Annotated in this window: 16 protein-coding genes; 2 read left to right on the top strand and 14 right to left on the bottom strand. The window is 36.5% G+C overall.

Annotated features, from left to right (window positions below):
* Positions 1-137 precede the first annotated feature (137 nt).
* From nrdF to NSQ92_RS01355, 5 genes are all read right to left on the bottom strand, one after another.
* Positions 138-1,115 (bottom strand): class 1b ribonucleoside-diphosphate reductase subunit beta, encoded by a 978-nt coding sequence (nrdF, locus tag NSQ92_RS01375; protein WP_047945022.1) that lies wholly within the window; start codon positions 1,113-1,115, stop codon positions 138-140.
* Between the two features lie 65 nt (positions 1,116-1,180).
* Complete coding sequence (nrdE, locus tag NSQ92_RS01370) at positions 1,181-3,274, bottom strand: class 1b ribonucleoside-diphosphate reductase subunit alpha (RefSeq protein WP_047945021.1); 2,094 nt, start codon at positions 3,272-3,274, stop codon at positions 1,181-1,183.
* On the bottom strand, positions 3,234-3,635 hold the full coding sequence (nrdI, locus tag NSQ92_RS01365) for a class Ib ribonucleoside-diphosphate reductase assembly flavoprotein NrdI (protein ID WP_047945020.1): 402 nt from the start codon (positions 3,633-3,635) through the stop codon (positions 3,234-3,236). Before nrdI ends, nrdE begins: the two co-directional genes overlap by 41 nt.
* Before the next feature lie 611 nt (positions 3,636-4,246).
* Complete coding sequence (locus NSQ92_RS01360; RefSeq protein WP_047945019.1) at positions 4,247-4,483, bottom strand: DUF6171 family protein; 237 nt, start codon at positions 4,481-4,483, stop codon at positions 4,247-4,249.
* Between the two features lies 1 nt (position 4,484).
* A complete protein-coding gene (locus NSQ92_RS01355) occupies positions 4,485-5,936 on the bottom strand; it encodes an alpha-N-arabinofuranosidase (protein WP_095320577.1) in 1,452 nt (483 codons plus the stop codon).
* A gap of 286 nt (positions 5,937-6,222) precedes the next feature.
* Between NSQ92_RS01355 and NSQ92_RS01350 the strand changes: the two genes are divergently transcribed.
* The gene (locus NSQ92_RS01350; protein ID WP_341152291.1) at positions 6,223-7,137 is read left to right on the top strand and encodes an ArsR/SmtB family transcription factor; all 915 of its coding nucleotides are present in this window, start codon (positions 6,223-6,225) and stop codon (positions 7,135-7,137) included.
* Positions 7,138-7,161: 24 nt separating this feature from the next.
* Here the strand turns inward: NSQ92_RS01350 and NSQ92_RS01345 are convergent, their stop codons facing one another.
* From NSQ92_RS01345 to NSQ92_RS01335, 3 genes are all read right to left on the bottom strand, one after another.
* Positions 7,162-7,353, bottom strand: coding sequence for a hypothetical protein (locus NSQ92_RS01345; protein WP_341152290.1), 192 nt, complete (start codon positions 7,351-7,353; stop codon positions 7,162-7,164).
* Positions 7,354-7,438: 85 nt separating this feature from the next.
* Complete coding sequence (locus NSQ92_RS01340) at positions 7,439-7,597, bottom strand: hypothetical protein (protein ID WP_161798424.1); 159 nt, start codon at positions 7,595-7,597, stop codon at positions 7,439-7,441.
* Positions 7,598-7,977: 380 nt separating this feature from the next.
* On the bottom strand, positions 7,978-9,984 hold the full coding sequence (locus NSQ92_RS01335; protein WP_047941639.1) for a beta-galactosidase: 2,007 nt from the start codon (positions 9,982-9,984) through the stop codon (positions 7,978-7,980).
* A 114-nt stretch (positions 9,985-10,098) separates the two neighbouring features.
* Here NSQ92_RS01335 and NSQ92_RS01330 point away from each other — a divergent pair, with 114 nt between their 5' ends.
* Positions 10,099-10,914 carry an AraC family transcriptional regulator gene (locus NSQ92_RS01330; protein WP_095259203.1) on the top strand — a complete coding sequence of 272 codons (816 nt, stop codon included), beginning with the start codon at positions 10,099-10,101 and terminating at the stop codon, positions 10,912-10,914.
* 38 nt (positions 10,915-10,952) lie between these two features.
* On the opposite strand, the gene NSQ92_RS01325 is transcribed toward NSQ92_RS01330, so the two are convergent.
* The 6 genes from NSQ92_RS01325 to NSQ92_RS01300 form a co-directional block, all read right to left on the bottom strand.
* Positions 10,953-11,891 carry a magnesium transporter CorA family protein gene (locus NSQ92_RS01325; RefSeq protein ID WP_095259202.1) on the bottom strand — a complete coding sequence of 313 codons (939 nt, stop codon included), beginning with the start codon at positions 11,889-11,891 and terminating at the stop codon, positions 10,953-10,955.
* Between the two features lie 387 nt (positions 11,892-12,278).
* A complete protein-coding gene (locus tag NSQ92_RS01320; RefSeq protein ID WP_341152289.1) occupies positions 12,279-13,640 on the bottom strand; it encodes an MATE family efflux transporter in 1,362 nt (453 codons plus the stop codon).
* 197 nt (positions 13,641-13,837) lie between these two features.
* A complete protein-coding gene (locus tag NSQ92_RS01315) occupies positions 13,838-14,281 on the bottom strand; it encodes a MarR family transcriptional regulator (protein WP_186440670.1) in 444 nt (147 codons plus the stop codon).
* Between the two features lie 149 nt (positions 14,282-14,430).
* Positions 14,431-15,441, bottom strand: coding sequence for an SPFH domain-containing protein (locus NSQ92_RS01310; protein ID WP_341152288.1), 1,011 nt, complete (start codon positions 15,439-15,441; stop codon positions 14,431-14,433).
* 36 nt (positions 15,442-15,477) lie between these two features.
* Positions 15,478-16,329: a TPM domain-containing protein gene (locus NSQ92_RS01305; protein WP_341152287.1), complete on the bottom strand. Its 852-nt coding sequence runs from the start codon at positions 16,327-16,329 to the stop codon at positions 15,478-15,480.
* Positions 16,326-17,354 (bottom strand): TFIIB-type zinc ribbon-containing protein, encoded by a 1,029-nt coding sequence (locus NSQ92_RS01300; protein WP_141231687.1) that lies wholly within the window; start codon positions 17,352-17,354, stop codon positions 16,326-16,328. Before NSQ92_RS01300 ends, NSQ92_RS01305 begins: the two co-directional genes overlap by 4 nt.
* Between the last annotated feature and the right edge of the window lie 194 nt (positions 17,355-17,548).

Here is a 17,548-nt window from a genome sequence, read left to right as displayed (position 1 = left end):
CCAGTGTACCGAACCGTAAAATATAGGCGCAACCTTATGAGAAGAAGGCAAAAAAATCCCCTCCGCAAGCAGAGGGGATTTCGAGGTAGTTATCGAGCACTAGCACTCACCTAAACTATTCTTTTTAATAGCTTGCCTTACTTCCAATCAAAAACAAAATCATCATCTGATATAGGTTCTACTTTTGTCGCTTTGACATAACCATTTCCTTTTACAGAAAAGAAGTCATGGTTCTTTGTATCTGTCTTCATGCCATTTTCAACAATCGGGTTGATTGGTTCGGAAGGATAGACAGGTTCATAGCCAAGATTCATACAAGCTTTATTGGCATTGTAACGGATAAATTTATTTACTTCCTCGACTAATCCGATTTGCTGATATAAATCCTGTGTATATTCCAATTCATTCTCATATAGAGAATCTAGTAATGCTAATCTTTCGCGAGTAGCTTGTTCTTGTTCCTCTGGTGTCAATTGTGCATATAATTCTTGAGCGAGAAGCCCAACATAGACCCCATGAATGCTCTCATCCCGAATGATTAAGTTAATAATCTCACCTGAAGCAGTTAGCTTTCCTTGTCCAGCTAAAAATAGAGGATAAAAGAAGCCGGAATAGAAAAGGAATGATTCCAAATAAACGGAAGCAACCATTGCCATATATAGATCATATTTGTTTATTTTCGGGCTAAACAGCTTCTGGTAATATTCAGAGATACGTTTTCCCTTTGCTTGTAGCTGTGGGTGATTATGCACCCAATTAAATACTTCGTCAATTTCTTCCTCAGACGCTAATGTAGTAAAAATAGTGGAATACGATTTAGCATGGATTTGCTCCATCATCCCCATAAAAGAAAGAACGCCCTTACGCTGCAATCCTTCAATGTGCATGCCAATTAGCGGCATTCCCTCGCCACCTTGCTCTGTATCCAGCAGCGTAAGACCACCAAGTACTTTTTTGTAAGTATCTTGCTCCTCTTTCGACAATTCCACCCAAGTATTTTTATCAGAAGAAAGGCTGATTTCTTCTGGCAGCCAAAACTGTCTAGTATTCTGTGTATAGAACATTTGTGTGAAATCATCTTCATGCTGATTCCAGTTAACAGCATACTTTGTCATTTTATTACCCCCAGTAATTCCAGAAAACAGGAGGAGTTTCCTCCTCCTACTTCTTCATTCTTCTCTTAAACGGCACATGCAATGCACTCATCAATAGCTAGATTGCGAGTTCTTGTATAGTAAAGTGATTTTAATCCAATTTCATTTGCATAAATATAATAACGAGCTAATTCTTTCGTAGAAACATCTGAGTTTACGTAAAGAATCGTTGATATCCCTTGGTCAACATGCTCTTGAGCTGCAGCGATTAAGTCCATTACCTTGAATTGGTTCATATCAAACGCTGATTTATAATACCAGAAGTTCGTTTCATCCATATATGGCATCGGATAATAAGTCGTAGAGTTAGCATAAGTGCGAGACTCAATTTGGTTAACAACCGGCATTACCGATGCTGTCGCATTTTGGATATACCCTATTGACTGGGTTGGTGCAACAGCCAAGCGATACGCATTATACATCCCATGTTTTTGCACTTGTGCAGCTAATTCTGCCCAGTCTTCACAAGTTGGAATATAAATACCTGCAAATAGTTCTTTTACTTTGTCTGTTTTCGGAGCAAAGCTTACTTGTTTATATTTTTCAAAATAAGTTCCTTTAGCATACTCCGATTTTTCGAACTCTTTAAATGTTTCTTCTCTTTCTTTAGCTATTAACATGCTCTTCTCAATAGAATAGAAGTTCATCATCATAAAGAAAGTAGCAGTAAAATCTTTTGCTTCTTCTGACTCATAGCTAATCTTGTTTTTCGCTAAATAGCCATGAAGGTTCATCGCCCCTAAACCGACTGCATGAAGTTCTTCATTAGCTTTTTTAACAGATGGAGCATTTTGAATGTCTGAAATATTTGATACAGTAGTTAATGCTTCAATACCAACATGAACAGAATCTCTGAATACTTCGCCTGGCTTCATCACATTTGGGATGTTTAAAGAGCCTAAGTTACAGTTAATATCACGGCGAATAATATCTTCTTGTCCATAATCCGTAATTTCTGATGTCTCTTGAAGCTGGAAAATCTCTGTACATAAATTACTCATTTTAATTTGTCCAATATCTTTAAGAGCATGTCCTTTATTGGCATTTGATTTATTCATAAAATATGGATAACCAGACTCCAATTGGATTTGTGCGATTTTTGTCAGCATTTCACGTGCAGACATAATGACACGTTTTTTCACGTTCGGATTAGCTACAAGCTCCTCATACATTTCATCCATTCTCATGTCATCCATATGAATGCCATATTCCTTGTACACACTGAATGGTGCGAATACGTATAGGTCTTTGTTTTCTTTCGCTAATTGGAAGAATTTATTTTCCACAATTAAGCCGATTGAAAGTGTTTGGATCCGCGACTTCTCGTCGGCATTGATTTTCTTTGTATCTAAGTATTCCACAATGTCCCAATGGAAAATATTTAAGTAGACAGCACCTGCGCCTTTTCGCTGCCCCAATTGGTTTGCATAAGAAAAAGTATCTTCTAGAAGCTTCATGACAGGCACTACACCTGATGCAGCATTATCAATTCCTTTTATTTGCTCATTGCGGGCACGAAGCTTCGAAAGGTTAAGGGCTACGCCTCCTCCTATTTTCGATAGCTGTCCAGATGTATTAATATTATGGAAAATCGAATTTAAAGAGTCGTCCATTTCTAATAAGAAGCAAGAAACCATCTCACCACGGCGACTTCTACCTGCATTCAAGAAAGTAGGTGTAGCAGGCTGGTAACGCTGTTCAATCATTGCGATTGCATTTTTCTTTGCTTTTTCGAAATCACCTTGTCCCAAGAATAAAGCAACAATAATAATTCGGTCCTCATATGTTTCAAGGTATTGCTTCTTGTCATTTGTTTTTAAGGCATAATCTTTATAAAATTTGGATATGGCCATATAGGATTGAAACTCAAATTCATATGCATATACAAGCTTTGTAATTTCCTCAATTTCCGAAATCTTGTATTGTTCTAAAACCTGTGGATAATAGAAGTCCTCTTCCACCATATATTTAAATCTTTGTTCAATAGAGTCAAAACGAATCAATTTTGGATTGATTTCAGATTCTAGAAATTCAGCAACAGCTTCTTTATCTTTTTCGAGGCGGAAAAACCCCTTTTCATTAAGCTGTGTCACTTCGTTGTTTAGTTCTATATGTCTCATAGCTAATACTTTGCACCCTTTCTCTAACTATCTCTACATCTTCAGGCATACCACTCATTTCAAATTTATGTAAGATTGGTACTCCGTACATGGTTGATATTTTATTAGCACTTAAAGCAAAATTCTGGCCCCAGTTTTTATTTCCACTGGCAACTACAGCATGAAGGTTTGGATGATTTATTTTAAGGAAGTCTAAAGTTGTTTGAGGAACTTGTCCCATCCCGGTTGTGTAAGTTAATAGTATATATGGTTCATGAACTTTTAACCCAGCGCTTATCTCGATTCCTTTATTTGCTGGAAGTCCTAATTTATTAAAAAATCTTCGTACATTTCCCGTCTTACTGTCATAAACAATAAGCACTAATTCTCCCTCCTTGCAAAGACTTGAATAAAAAAAAGAAAAAAAGCTATATTTTAAGCAATACGCTCCATTTCTTACAAAGTCTACTAAATATAGATAGATGTCGATATTCCGTTTCAATATATTGTGTCTAAGACTATATAATCCTTTTTTGAGGTAAGAGTCAATAACGTACTTTTATATTTTTTTGTCAACAATTATCGCTTAAATTTGATAGATTTTTATATTTCCTTGTCGAATAATTTTGAATGAATTTAACTAACATTTGATACAGACTGTTTTCATTCGACTTTTCATTTAAAAAGAAGGCTCTTACTTTTTTATCACCCTAAAAAATATTTGTCTTTAGATAAACGCTAAAAAATTTTTATTACTCTTTTGCATAAGTTCATCTTATAAAAAAATTTTATTTTTCCATTTAAATTCAAAAGTTTATTATAAGGTTGCAGCCAATTTTTTTCCATACATTTTTTGCTTTTTTCTTTCCCTTCTCTTAAAAAGATTACACCTTTTTCTCTAAAAAATATTTGTTTGTACTTTTATTCATAAAGAAAGAAGGCAGCAATGTGCTGCCTCCCTTTATCTCACTCGATATTTCATTCTTATTAGTCCTACCACTTTTTATCAGGACAGCTTTTTTTGTCTAAGCTAGCACGGAAGCGAACAAAACATCCGCATTTTCCACATGTATGCTGATTTAGGTGTTCGCATTTGGCACATATGCTCAATCGCAGCTCTCTTATTTCCTCTCGCGCTAAATCTACTTCGAAAGAAAGCTGTTCTTGAACAAGTGTATCAACATCTAATTGACTAACTTGTTCCTTTAGCTCGCAGCCTACACAAGCCATCTTAGTTTTCCTTTGTTATGATGCTTGCAACACTCATAGGCGGTAAAGTAACCTTTAATGTTCCTTTCTCTACTATATAGCTAGTAAACTCTTTTTTTGCTACAGCCTCTGGTTCTTCAAATGTATTATGGGCATTCATTGTATCTGCCGTAATATATTCTGCTTCCACTATTTCAAACTCCCCTTTTTCTCTGGAAAGGGTAATTTCTCTCGTTTCCGTTAAATCATAGTTACATAGAGAAACGGTTAATTTTCCATCCTTCTTAGAAACTGTATATGTTACATGATTACTTTCATCCCCATAAGAATCAACTAACTCTGCATCCTGATGATGTTTATACAAATCAAAAACATGATAAGTAGGGGTTTTGATCATTTTCTCCCCTTCTGTTAATAGCATTGCCTGCAAAACGTTCACCATCTGCGCAATATTTGCCATATGAACTCGGTCTGCATGCTTATGGAAAATATTTAATGTAATTGCAGCAAGCATAGCATCACGAATAGTATTTTGCTGATATAAGAAGCCAGGGTTTGTTCCAGGTTCTACGTTATACCAAGCTCCCCACTCGTCTACAATTAAACCAACACGTTTTTCGGGATCATATTTATCCATTATTGTACTGTGTTTTGTAATCAATTCGTCCATGTACTGAGCATGCTCTAATACAGAATACCACTGTTCTTCTGGAAAATTTACAGCATCGCCTTTATCCTGCCATACTCTGGTTGGAATGGAGTAATGGTGCAGGCTGATTCCATCCATAAATCTTGCTGCATTTTTCATTAATACTTCTGTCCAATTATAGTCATCTACATTTGCCCCACAGGCAATTTTGTAGATATTATGCTCTCCATATTTCCGAACATAGGTCTGATATCTCCGGTAAAGGTCCGCATAATATTCTGGACGCATATTTCCGCCACAGCCCCAAGATTCATTACCTACACCAAAAAATGCTACTTTCCAAGCTTCCTCCTGGCCATTTTGCCGGCGGAGGTTTGCCATTGGAGATTCGCCATTCATGGTCATATACTCCACCCATTCTTGCATTTCTTGGACTGTACCGCTTCCTACATTCCCATTAATATACGCTTCACAATCTAATTGGCGGATCAATTCAAAAAATTCATGTGTACCAAAGTGATTATTTTCGGTTACTCCGCCCCAATGTGTATTCACTATTGTACTTCTATTCTCTATTGGTCCAATCCCGTCTTTCCAATGATATTCATCAGCAAAACAACCACCTGGCCAACGAACTACAGGAATTTGAATCTCTTTTAATGCATTTACCACATCTTTACGAATTCCATTTTCATTTGGAATATCAGAGTCGGTACCAACCCAAACACCTTCATAAATGCACCGTCCTAGATGTTCTGCAAATTGTCCATAAATATATTTACTTATTGTTGGTCCTTGCTTATCAACTAATAAATTCACTTGCATGTTGTGATTCCTCCATTTTCAATTTTTGGAAAAACAATAACAGGATACTAAGTTGTTCACAATACTATGTACGATATCCTCCTTTCTACTATTGCTAGTTACATAGTTAAAAAGATAAACTCATGACTAAAATATAATACAATAAGAAAGCGTTGTCAATAACTAGTTAGTATACTATTATGACAAAAATATTAATATTGATTAACCTGTTGGTTATATAAAATATTTGATTTTGCTATTCATTTATTCTTGTAGTAATATAATAGTAATAAAGGGGGTACCAAAGATGCAATTAGATATATCGGAAAATTCTATCCCTGTGTACGAGGTTCTATCCAGCTCTACACGAATAAACATTATTAAATTATTATCCAAGAAAAAAATGAATATTGGCGAACTCGCAAAGGAATTGAATATAAGCAGTGCAATAGTCAGTAGACATATTACAAAAATGAGTGATGCAGGTTTAGTAAAAACTGAAACGATCCCTGGCAAATCTGGTCTGCAAAAAATTGCTATCCTAAAAGTAGATCGAATCGAAATACAATTTCCTCAAAAGATTTACTCTGCTTTTGAAACCTATAAACAAGAAATTCCTGTAGGTCACTATTTTAATTTTAAAGTTTACCCTACCTGCGGCCTGGCGACTATCGCTAAAGCTATCGGCGAATACGATGATCCTAAATACTTTATGGATCCAGAAAAAAACCAAGCAGCTATCCTGTGGTTCACAAAAGGATTTATTGAATATCGTATTCCTTCCATTCTGAAAGAAAAAGATAAACTAGAGATGATTGATATTGTCTTGGAAGCTTCTTCTGAATTTCCTTATTCGAATAATGTCTGGCCTTCTGATATTACGTTTTCTTTAAACGGTAAAGAACTGTGTACATGGACCAGTCCAGGAGACTTCTCTGATACAAGAGGCCGTTTTACCCCCGGCTGGTGGCCAAATGATACCAACCAATACGGTATCTTACTTACTATCCGCATCACTAAGCATGGCGTTTATGCTGATGGCAAAAAATTATCCGATACTACCATTGATCAGTTTCGCGAAGAACAAAGTGGGATGTGGGATTTAAAAGTAGAAGTAAAAGAAGATGCAGAAAATCTTGGCGGCGTTACTTTATTTGGAAAAGGGTTTGGAAATTACGATCAAGATATAAATTTCATTACTTATTATAGTAATCCCGTGTAGTCGATCTGATAAAAGTCGTACAAATTAATAGAATAAAACTTTACGTCTAAAGAAAAGGTGTTGGAAGAAAAGCACCTTTTCTTTTTGTTTTAAATCTTCTTTTAATGAACACCACTTTTCCCTCGGTCTTCCTGGATTGTGGCTTTCATCCCCTTGATGAACACCATTTTTTCCTCGGCCTTCTTGGATTGTGGTGTTCATTTGCTTGATGAACACCTCTTTTCCCTCTTCCTTCCTGGATTGTGGTTTTCATCCGCTTGATGAACACCATTTTTTCCTCGGCCTTCTTGGATTGTGGTGTTCATTTGCTTGGTGAACACCATTTTTTTCTCGGTCTTCTTGGATTGTGGCTTTCATCTGCTTGATGAACACCATTTTTTCCTCGGCCTTCTTGGATTGTGGTGTTCATTTGCTGGTGAACACCATTTTTTTCTCGGTCTTCCTGAATTGTGGCTTTCATCCCCTTGATGAACACCATTTTTTCCTCGGTCTTCCTGCATTGTGGTGTTCATTTGCTTGATGAACACCACTTTTTCCTCTTCCTCCCCGGATTGTGGCTTTCATCCTCTCCATGAACACCACTTTTCCCTCAGCCTCCCCGGATTGTGGCTTTCATCCTCTCCATGAACGCCACTTTCCCCTCGGTCTCCCAGGATTGTGGTTTTCATCCCCTCCATGAACACCACTTTTCCCTTCTCTCTCACAAATTGTGACTTCCCCCCCCCTCCAGCAGCGTCATCTCGCCCGCCCCTTCATCTATCAGGTAAAATACCATCCACCTTCCTCCCAAATAAAAAAGCTACATCAACTTATTCGATGTAGCCAAACTCCACGTAATTTTTATTTCAATATAAGTACATCAAATTGCTTTAATTCCACAGCTTCCTTCACCACTTCTCCAGTTAGTAGATTAACTTTGCCAACCAGATCTTTCGGTAATAGCTGCTTGTTTACCTGTTGGTTAATGACAAAATAAAACGAAGCTTCGTCTGTATCTCTTTTGGTAATTTCCAAGCCCTCTCCGTGCGAACAAATCGGCTTTGCCTCTGTTCCTTCTATCACTTGGTTCAATAAATGAGTAAGACCGTCCTCTTCTACCTGTGTACCAACATACCATACAGTCCCTTTTCCATAAGTGTTTTTTGTAATAGCTGGTGTATTTCCGTAAAAATCTTCTTTATAAAAAGCAACGGTCTCTGCTCCTTCTAGATGAATAATGTCACATAGCAGCTGACAGACATAGACATTACCATCCACAAATTCAACCCCGTTCTTTTGTTCTGGGGCTAATGCGTCAATTTCCTCGACCCAGATTCCTGCTATTTCTCTTAATGGCCCTGGGTAACCGCCAAGATAGACATTATCTGATTCGTTAACTATTCCACTCATAAAAGTAGTAACCAAATGTCCGCCATTTTCCACAAATGCGGTGATTCGCTCTGCCAGCCCAGCTTTCATCATATAAAGAACTGGGGCAACGACCACGTCATACTTAGAAAGGTCACTATCAACCGATATCATATCAACTGAAATATTCTTTGTATAAAAGTATTGATAGTATTGATGAATTTGATCAACATATTTTAAATCTTTATTTGGTCCACTCGTATACTCAAGTGCCCAATAGTTTTCCCAGTCAAAAATGATACCAACCTTACTATGAATGGTAGAGCCTAAAAATTCATCCCCTAATTTCTGTAATTCATTCCCAAGTTCCCTTACCTCGCGAAACACTCTTGTATTTTCATGGCCGACATGCTCAATAACAGCACCATGAAATTTCTCGCATGCTCCGACGGAACGACGCAGCTGGAAAAATTGAATCGTATCTGCTCCATGTGCTAACGTCTGGTAACTTTGTGCCCGCATTTTTCCAGGTCGCTTTAAGGAATTATAAGGCTGCCAGTTTTGCTGGCTAGGGGTTTGTTCCATTAACATGAACGGCTGCCCATCTTTAAGCCCGCGCATTAAATCATGACACATCGCAGTGTAGCTCAATGGTGTATTATAGCTTGGATAATTATCCCATGAAACGAGATCCATTTCTTTTGCCCATTTAAAGTAATCTAAATTTTTATAAGTGCCCATTAAATTTGTGGTGATGGGCGTATCGGCATCATATTTTCGTATAGCATCCCGTTCCATCTTGTAATTTTCCAGCATACTATCGGAATTAAAGCGGCGGTAATCGATAGATATTCCAGCAAATGCGGTTTTATCACTGCCAATTCCTTCACTTAGTGCATTCGGAAGAACGATTTCATCCCACGCATAGATGGTATGACCCCAAAATTCTAAATTCCATGCTTGGTTCAATGCTTCAATCGTTTGATATCGTTTTTTCAGCCACACTCGAAATGCCTTTTCACAGTTTTCACAGTAACACTCGCCGCCATATTCATTGTTAATATGCCAACAAGTAACATATGGATTATCTCCGTATCTTTCTGCTAATTTCCCCGCTAGTTTACTTGCATACTTTTGGTAAACGAGACTATTTGGGCAGGCATTATGTCTCTGTCCAAATTTATGGTGTCTGCCCTCATAATCTGTTCGAGCTACTTCAGGATATTTTTTTACCATCCATGCTGGTAACGAAGCTGTTGACGTGGCCAGGATGATGTCATATTTATCCTTGCTCAGCATTTCAACTATGTCATCTAGCTCCTCAAAGTAGTATTCATCTTCAGAAGGTTGAATTTTAGCCCATGAAAAAACATTAATCGTCGCTGAATTAATACCCGCCTTTTTAAATATCCGCATATCCTCTTCCCAAATATCTTTTGGCCATTGATTCGGATTATAATCTCCTCCATATAAAATACGGTTAAATACTTTTTTCGCCATCTTCATCCCTCCACCTTTTTTATACATTCATTATAGATAGGCAAATAAAGAAAAAGTATAATAAGAGTAACTAGTTTATATAAAAATATGAACCTAATGTAAGGGGATACATAAATGGAAGTACATTTTAATTTATTAGATGGTTCTAACCCCTTTTCCATCGAAAGCATCGGCTATCAGTGGGAGCAAGAAATGATTATGCGAGCGGATGGCTATCCGTATTACCATTGGTTACAAACGGAAAAGGGGTTAGGGGAGGTCACTATTGAAAATGAAAAAATCCGCTTAAGACCTTCAGAAGGAATTCTGATTGCACCATTTGTTTCACATTACTATGAGGCTATTTCCGCCAATGGCTGGCAAACAAATTTTTTAACGATTAACGGTAGTTTTTCGCCAAATATAGCAGATATCCTTGGAGCTGCTCCCTACTATCTTGCCAACGATTGCCCAGATTTTTCTTACAGTGATTGGACGAGAAGAATGTTGTCCCGTATAAAAAACGAAAACCAAAATAGCCAGCAGCAGCAGCTTTCCATTGATGTGTATACCTTCTTATTAAATATACGAGACCATGGCTTACATAGAACCGTCCATACCAATGATTTATATCAGCAATATATTTGGCCAAGTATCCAATGGATTGAAACAAACTATGTAGAGAAATGTGATATTGCCGATATCGCAAAGAGACTCTATATCTCCCCACAATATTTGAATAAGCTTTTTCGACGCTTTGTCGGTGTTTCTGTCTATCAATATGTCCTTGCATACAGAATAAAAAAGGCAAAAGAAATCTTAGTTACCAATAGAGATATAAAAATCAAGGACATTACGTTCTTAACTGGCTTCAATGACACCAGTCATTTTGTTGCCACCTTTAAAAAGGAAACGGGGTTTACACCGAAAGAATTTCGTTCGTTTTATTAAAGAAGCTCCTCCCTATCATAGGGAGGAGCTGTACATTGTCAAAAGAACTTCTTTTTCCAAAAGACTAGAGCGGTTATTCCTGATAATAGGAAGGAAATCATAATTGCAATGGTGAAAGAATAGGACATATCCTGAAATGGAATATGCACATTCATTCCGTAAAAGCTCGCAACCATTGTTGGTAAGGATAAAATAATCGTGAAGGATGTGAGAAACTTCATGACCATATTAACATTATTGGAAATAACCGAAGCAAAGGCATCCATCATCCCACTTAAAATCGACATATGGGTTTCAGCCATCTCAATTGCTTGCTGATTCTCTATGATAACATCCTCTAACAATTCTTGATCATCTTCATACATTTTCAAATAATTACTTTTGAGCATTTTTTGCATAACAATATTATTCGATTTTAAAGAAGTCGTAAAGTACACTAAACTTTTTTCGATGTTAAGCAAAGAGAAAAGCTCTTTATTTTTCATGGACTGCTGTAGTTCTTTTTCAATGCTATCTGTCTTCTTGCTGATTTGCTTTAAATATTTTAAATAAGCTGTCGCCATACTATACAGTATTTGCAAGGAAAAACGAGTTTTTTTGTACGTAAAAAAGCTCTTCATTCTCCCTTCAGAAAATTGTTGAAAAATAGGATTATCCTTTAAGCAGACAGTAATAAAGCAATTCTTGGAAATAATCATTCCTAATGGAATGGTGTCATAAATTTGTGTCTTTTTTTCATCAAACGAAACGAGCGGAAGATTGACAATGATCAATATATTCTCCCCATCTTTTTCAATTCTTGAACGCTCTTCTTCATCCAATGGATCTTTCATAAACGCTAATGGAATATCTAAACCTGTTGCAATTTCTGTTATCTCATGCTCTGTTGGTGCTATTAAATTGATCCAGCAGCCATTGACTATTTTATCTGTTTCCTGCAACATTCCATCTTCATTTGAAATATAAATTTTTCTCATGCTTTTACCTCCTCTTGTTGTAGAGGAAGTCAACATTCTCTGCCAAATAAAGTTGAATCTTTATCAGTATTCAAACTTCTAAAGGAAGGGCTATATATGACTTCCTCTTTCATGGCCGTGGGTTCTGGTTCAGGTTCCATACACTTTCGAGTACTCATAAAAATTCAACTCCTTGCTTGTAATCTTTAAACCTCTTACATACTACTTTATAATTTATTGATTGTAAACCGATAAAGATTAAATTTCTCTCGTTCTCCTTATACCTTACATAAATAGACACTATCTCTGCAATATTGCTGAGAATACAGGTAGTATTTCTTCCCCTTCCCCTATTACAGCAATATTGCATTTTTGTTTATCAAAGCAAGAATCCATTATTTTGGCGTATTATTCTCCCTGCAGCAACTCTTCCACAGAAGGACTATTTAATTTATTTCTTAATACATATAGTATTGCTGCGGCTACTATGAATGTAATACTATCTGCTAAAAACAGGGACCAAACGACACCATGAAAACCAAAAGTGAAATTAGCAAAAAACAAAATAGGAATTAACACCAATCCTTGCACAAAGGCCATAACAAAGGCAGCAGTTCCCTGACCAGTCGCCTGAAACATCCCAATAATTAAAAACGTAAATCCAGATAAAAACATAGATAAGAACGTTACTTTTAAGATATAGCTTCCTACAGTAATTAATGCGATATCATTAGTAAATAAACCGATAAGGTTGCTGGATGCAAAAAAGATGATTAATCCGAAAAGAACGGCCATTCCTAGTATAAGCTTACTCGTAAACGACACAACTTTTTTCATCCGCTTTCTATCTGCTGTAAAGGAATAAGCTATTAACGGCACTACACCTTCACAAACACCCATGATGAAAAACTCTAGAAACTGTTGTAATCTTGAGGAAATTCCATAAGCAGCAACAGCTTTATCTCCATATATCATCATAAAGTGATTAAAGAAGAGGGCTGTAACTCCCATAAAAACATTCATCAAAAATACCGGAACCCCAATCGTTAAAATATGCTTAAGGATAGTTTTTTCGAATGAAAAATCCCGAAAAGATAAGGTAAGGAATTTGCTCTTTTTTCCCATATAATAACTAAAATAAATACAAGCCATAATATTTGAGAGAATGGTTGCTGCTGCGACCCCCATAATTCCTAGCTTTAAAACAAAAATAAACAATAAATCCAGCACAATATTTATGGCTACACTAAGTATCATTCCAATCATGGAAACATTTGCCGCACCTTCTGATCGAACTAATTGTTCCATAGTAAAAAATAAAATAATAAACGGTGAACCAATAATTAACATCATTACGTATTGTTTTGTATACTCAAAGGAATGGAGGCTACTACCCAATAATGAAACAATCGAATCTATAAATGGAAGTGTAGCTATAATGATTAATAAACCTAATAAAATAGAACTGTAAATAGAAAACGAAGATACTTGTTTTACTCTATAATAATTTTTTTCACCAAGAAGCCTTGATATATAGGTACCTCCTCCCATTCCTATTAAATTTCCAAAAGCCATGATTAAAGCAAAGACTGGAAGTGCTAGTGTAATAGCTGTAAGCATCGCAGTGTCCTGTAAAAAGCCAATAAAATAAGCATTTAAAATCGAATAAACTACTGTCATTGACATACCAAGCATCATTGGAATAGCAAAATGGGCAACTGCTTTAGCAATTGGTGCTTTTTCAAAATAATAAAGATTTTCTTTTTCCATATTATCACTACTTTCTTTTTATTTAGTTAGAAATCTAACTAAATAATTAGACTTCTAACTATTTAGTTGTAATAAACAGACTTCATTCATTGAACCGTACTTAATCTAAATGTATTGAAAACGAAAAACAATTCAGTTTTTTATTTACTTAGAACTCTAACTATATACGGTGATATCCCCTGTAAGATATCACTTTGCTAAAGTTGTTTGTCTACATTTACATTCATTCGTTCTAAAAAATGAAATAGCTGCTTTTTCTCTTCATCACTAAAACCCTCAACCAGCATATTCTCAGCATTAGCAAAAAAAACTTCAAAATCACCTACGATTTTTTTCCCTTTCTCTGAAAGAGACAATAACTTTCTACGCTCATCCTTTGGATCAATTGTACGTTTTATAAAATCTTTTTTTTCCAAATTATGAATGATACTACTGATGGAGGAACCCTTTCGATTAAACCTTGTTTCTAAATCCTTATGCGTAATCCCCTGCTCCTCATGAGCATCAATGAAACCCATAGTACGGGCCTGTTCTAATGTAATCCCATGCGCTTCCAACCTTTTATCACCACTTAGCTTAATTTTATGATTAATGGTGCGAATAAGATATTGAAAATTTACTTCAAACTCCCTCTCCTTCATTTTCATTCCTTCCTTTTAATTACTTAGAATACTAACTAATTTACCTCACCTTCTATATAATGTCAATAAAATGCTTTTTGTGTTTGTAAAATAGCAACCAATAAACCCAAAACGGTTTCCCTCTATGGAAAACCGTTTTGGCGTCGCTTTTATACTAACTTATGGCCACAATTGGAGCAGAAATTGCCTTCCCCTGTTTTCGTTCCACAATTCGGACAAAAATTGGGACGCTTTTTCTCTTGATTTTGGGGTGCTGCTTCTGGTGTTGGTTGTTGAGCCGGCGTTTGCTGCTGATTTTGCCCCTGGCTTTGATTTTGCTTACTCATTTTATCCATCATTTGATTAGCCATATTCATTCCCATCATCATGCCAGCCATATCAGACGCTGCACCCCCGCCTGACATTTTCCCATTAGCCATGCCATCAATCAGCGAGACTTGCTGGTACTTATCTATATTGCCAACCATTCCGTGTGAGGCATTTTTATTAATCATATCCTGTACTTCTTTTGGATAGCTGAAGCTCATAATCTGGAAGCCTGTAATCGCAAGCCCGCTTTCCATCATCTGGCTATTTAAATCTTCTTGAATGCCTTTGGCAATTTCAAAGGAGTTTGCTTGAAGATTGAACATATCCTTACCTTCTGTGACTATCCACTTCATTAATAATTGATCCAGTACAGAGATAATGCGAATTTTTACATCTTCTACTAAATATTGATTTTTAATCCCAGCAATTTTATCGATCAGCGATATATAATCCTTTACTTTAAACTGAAAGGTTCCGTTTGCTCTTATTGGCATTCCACCAGGAAGTCCAGCTGCTGGTATATTTATTGCGTTTTTCGTGCCCCATTTAACTGTAAATTCCTTTGTATTGACGAATAGCACTTCTACTCGCATTCCACTATTAAATCCGAATTTAAAGCCTTTTAAAGTGGATAGAAATGGGACAATTTGCGACTCAATGTCATACTCGCCCTCCTCTTGAAAAGCTCCTTCTATATTGCCATTGTTTAAAAAGATAGCATCCTGACCTGGACGAATAATTAATTTACTTCCCTTTTTAATTTCACGATTTTTCCATTTATAAAAAATCATATCTTCACGAAATTCTTCCCATTCCACTACATTAGCAAATTGATTACGAAAAAATGACATCCTTTTTTAGCCCCTTTCACTAAGTAAAATACTTGTTTAGAATTTTCCTCTGCTTCCACTATGGGAGTGACCACCGCCAGTGATCCCTCCACCGCCACCTGAGTTGTTTTGTGGCTTTCTTTGTTTTGTTACTGTTTTTCGAATAAAGCGATCCTGTCTATTTATAATCTTCGAGTTATCCATATACGTATTGCCATCCACGGTTACTTTTCCCCCTGATTGGAAAACCATTATACTCACGATAATCCCTGCAATCACGAGCGAGGCAATCAGCTGAAAGCCCCAATGGAAGAAAAATGCTGGCATTCCACTTGCATTATTTTCCTCGCTATATTCATTTCTAGCCTCATCTATGCCGCTATAATCATAATCATTTTCTAAATTAGCCGGATCATCCACTAAATAATAAGCTGATTCATGCATAAAAGTGGAGAATGCCTCTAAGTAATCGCCGTCTGATAAAGCAGGTGTTATTTCTTCGCGGATATTATCTAGTGTTTCATTATCCAATGCATCTTCCGCTTTTTTAAAACCTGCTAAATAAATATCCCTTTGCTCCATATCAATGGCTAAGATAGCTGTATTACCATGAGGCTGGTCATAGCCTGGTGCTTCTTCATCATAATAATCTTCTACATATCGTTTAATATCTTTTCCATTTGTGCCATCTAGCGTAAGAATCAATAAGGCGGTTTCGGCTTCTTCGCCTAATTCCTCTGCTAAGCTTTCCAGTTCTGTTTTTTCTGAATCTGTTAAAAGCTGGGCATCATCAAAGATATATTGCGTTTGATTTTCTGAAGCCGCACTTACTGCATTCCTTGAGAACAGAGTAAATATTGCCAAGGCAATAAATAGTAAACTACTATACTTCCTTAAAATTTTTCTCAAAAGAAGCCACCACCCATTAAGACGGAGATACCCTTTAATGCAAGGAATGTGCCGCCAGCAATTCCGCTAAACCATAACGCTACCTTGCCTTTACTAATCGGCGGTTTCCCGACTACTTTTCCTGTTTGTCCATTCATCGCAAAAATATGTTCTTGGCTTTCGTAATCGTAACTGACCATCCATACAGGAAGCAAGACATAATCACTCCGGACCGCTTTTGTATCAATATTTCTATCCCGATAATTTATCGTGTGATACCCAGCAAAAGTGGAATGTACAAAGGAATCAATGTAATCACTCACTTTAGCCTTTGCGCGCGGTAATAATTCTGCGTCCGTATAATTATATTTTTCAGAAATAAAGCCAGCTAGATAAGGTGTTTTAAAATCTTTTAACTGTTCATATGGAAAAGGTTCCAATTTATCCATTAATTCATCTTTCATTTTTTCAGAAGCATCAACTGGAATTTTCGCATAATCTAAATTTATCTTTCGATATGCTTCATAATACTTCGTTTCCGTATAGATATAATCACCGCTTGTATACGTCCGGACCTTTGTGCAAAGGGCAGTTACATCAACATCACTGTTTAAATCATAAAGCCAAAATGGTACATACATACCAGTAATACTTTTTATCCTGTCTGCATTCATAAATCCCTTTGGAGTTAATAGTCCCTTTCTACACCATTTTTGAAAAGCCGCCATAGCTTCTTCTTTACTGATTGTAAAAGGGATCACTTTCTTAGGAGCAAGCGCTCCTGCCAATCGGTCAGCAATAACAACGCCTGCACCGCAAAAGCTACAATTTGTTGCCGTTGTGTCTGCTTCTGTTAGTAATACTGCCCCGCAGTTGTCACAATGGTATTCCTTCACCTCATTCTCTTCAAAAGAAGCGGTCATTAAATTTTCTGGATAGCTCTCAATATTCTCTTCATTTCCACAGCTAGGGCAAGATAAACTGCCTGTATCTGCATTAAAGCTCATATCTCCCCCACAATTTGGGCATTTATAATGAAGGATCAAGTAAATCACCTCAATTTTTATCTCTTCTTATACTAATCATACCTTATTTATCCACTCGCTGCTCTGCTGCCGTGAAAAATTTCCGTTATATACATATACTGATTGAACGTTTAAAAAGTTTCATTTTCATGCTTTGTTTTATAGATGGCAAAGATGTAAACATTTAGTCGACCATAATAAAAAAGTTCCCTGTT

The organism is Niallia sp. FSL M8-0099 (assembly GCF_038006945.1).
Taxonomy (GTDB): domain Bacteria; phylum Bacillota; class Bacilli; order Bacillales; family Cytobacillaceae; genus Niallia; species Niallia circulans.
The sequence above is the reverse complement of the archived record's forward strand: the minus strand, read 5'-3'. Positions and strand labels throughout refer to the sequence as shown.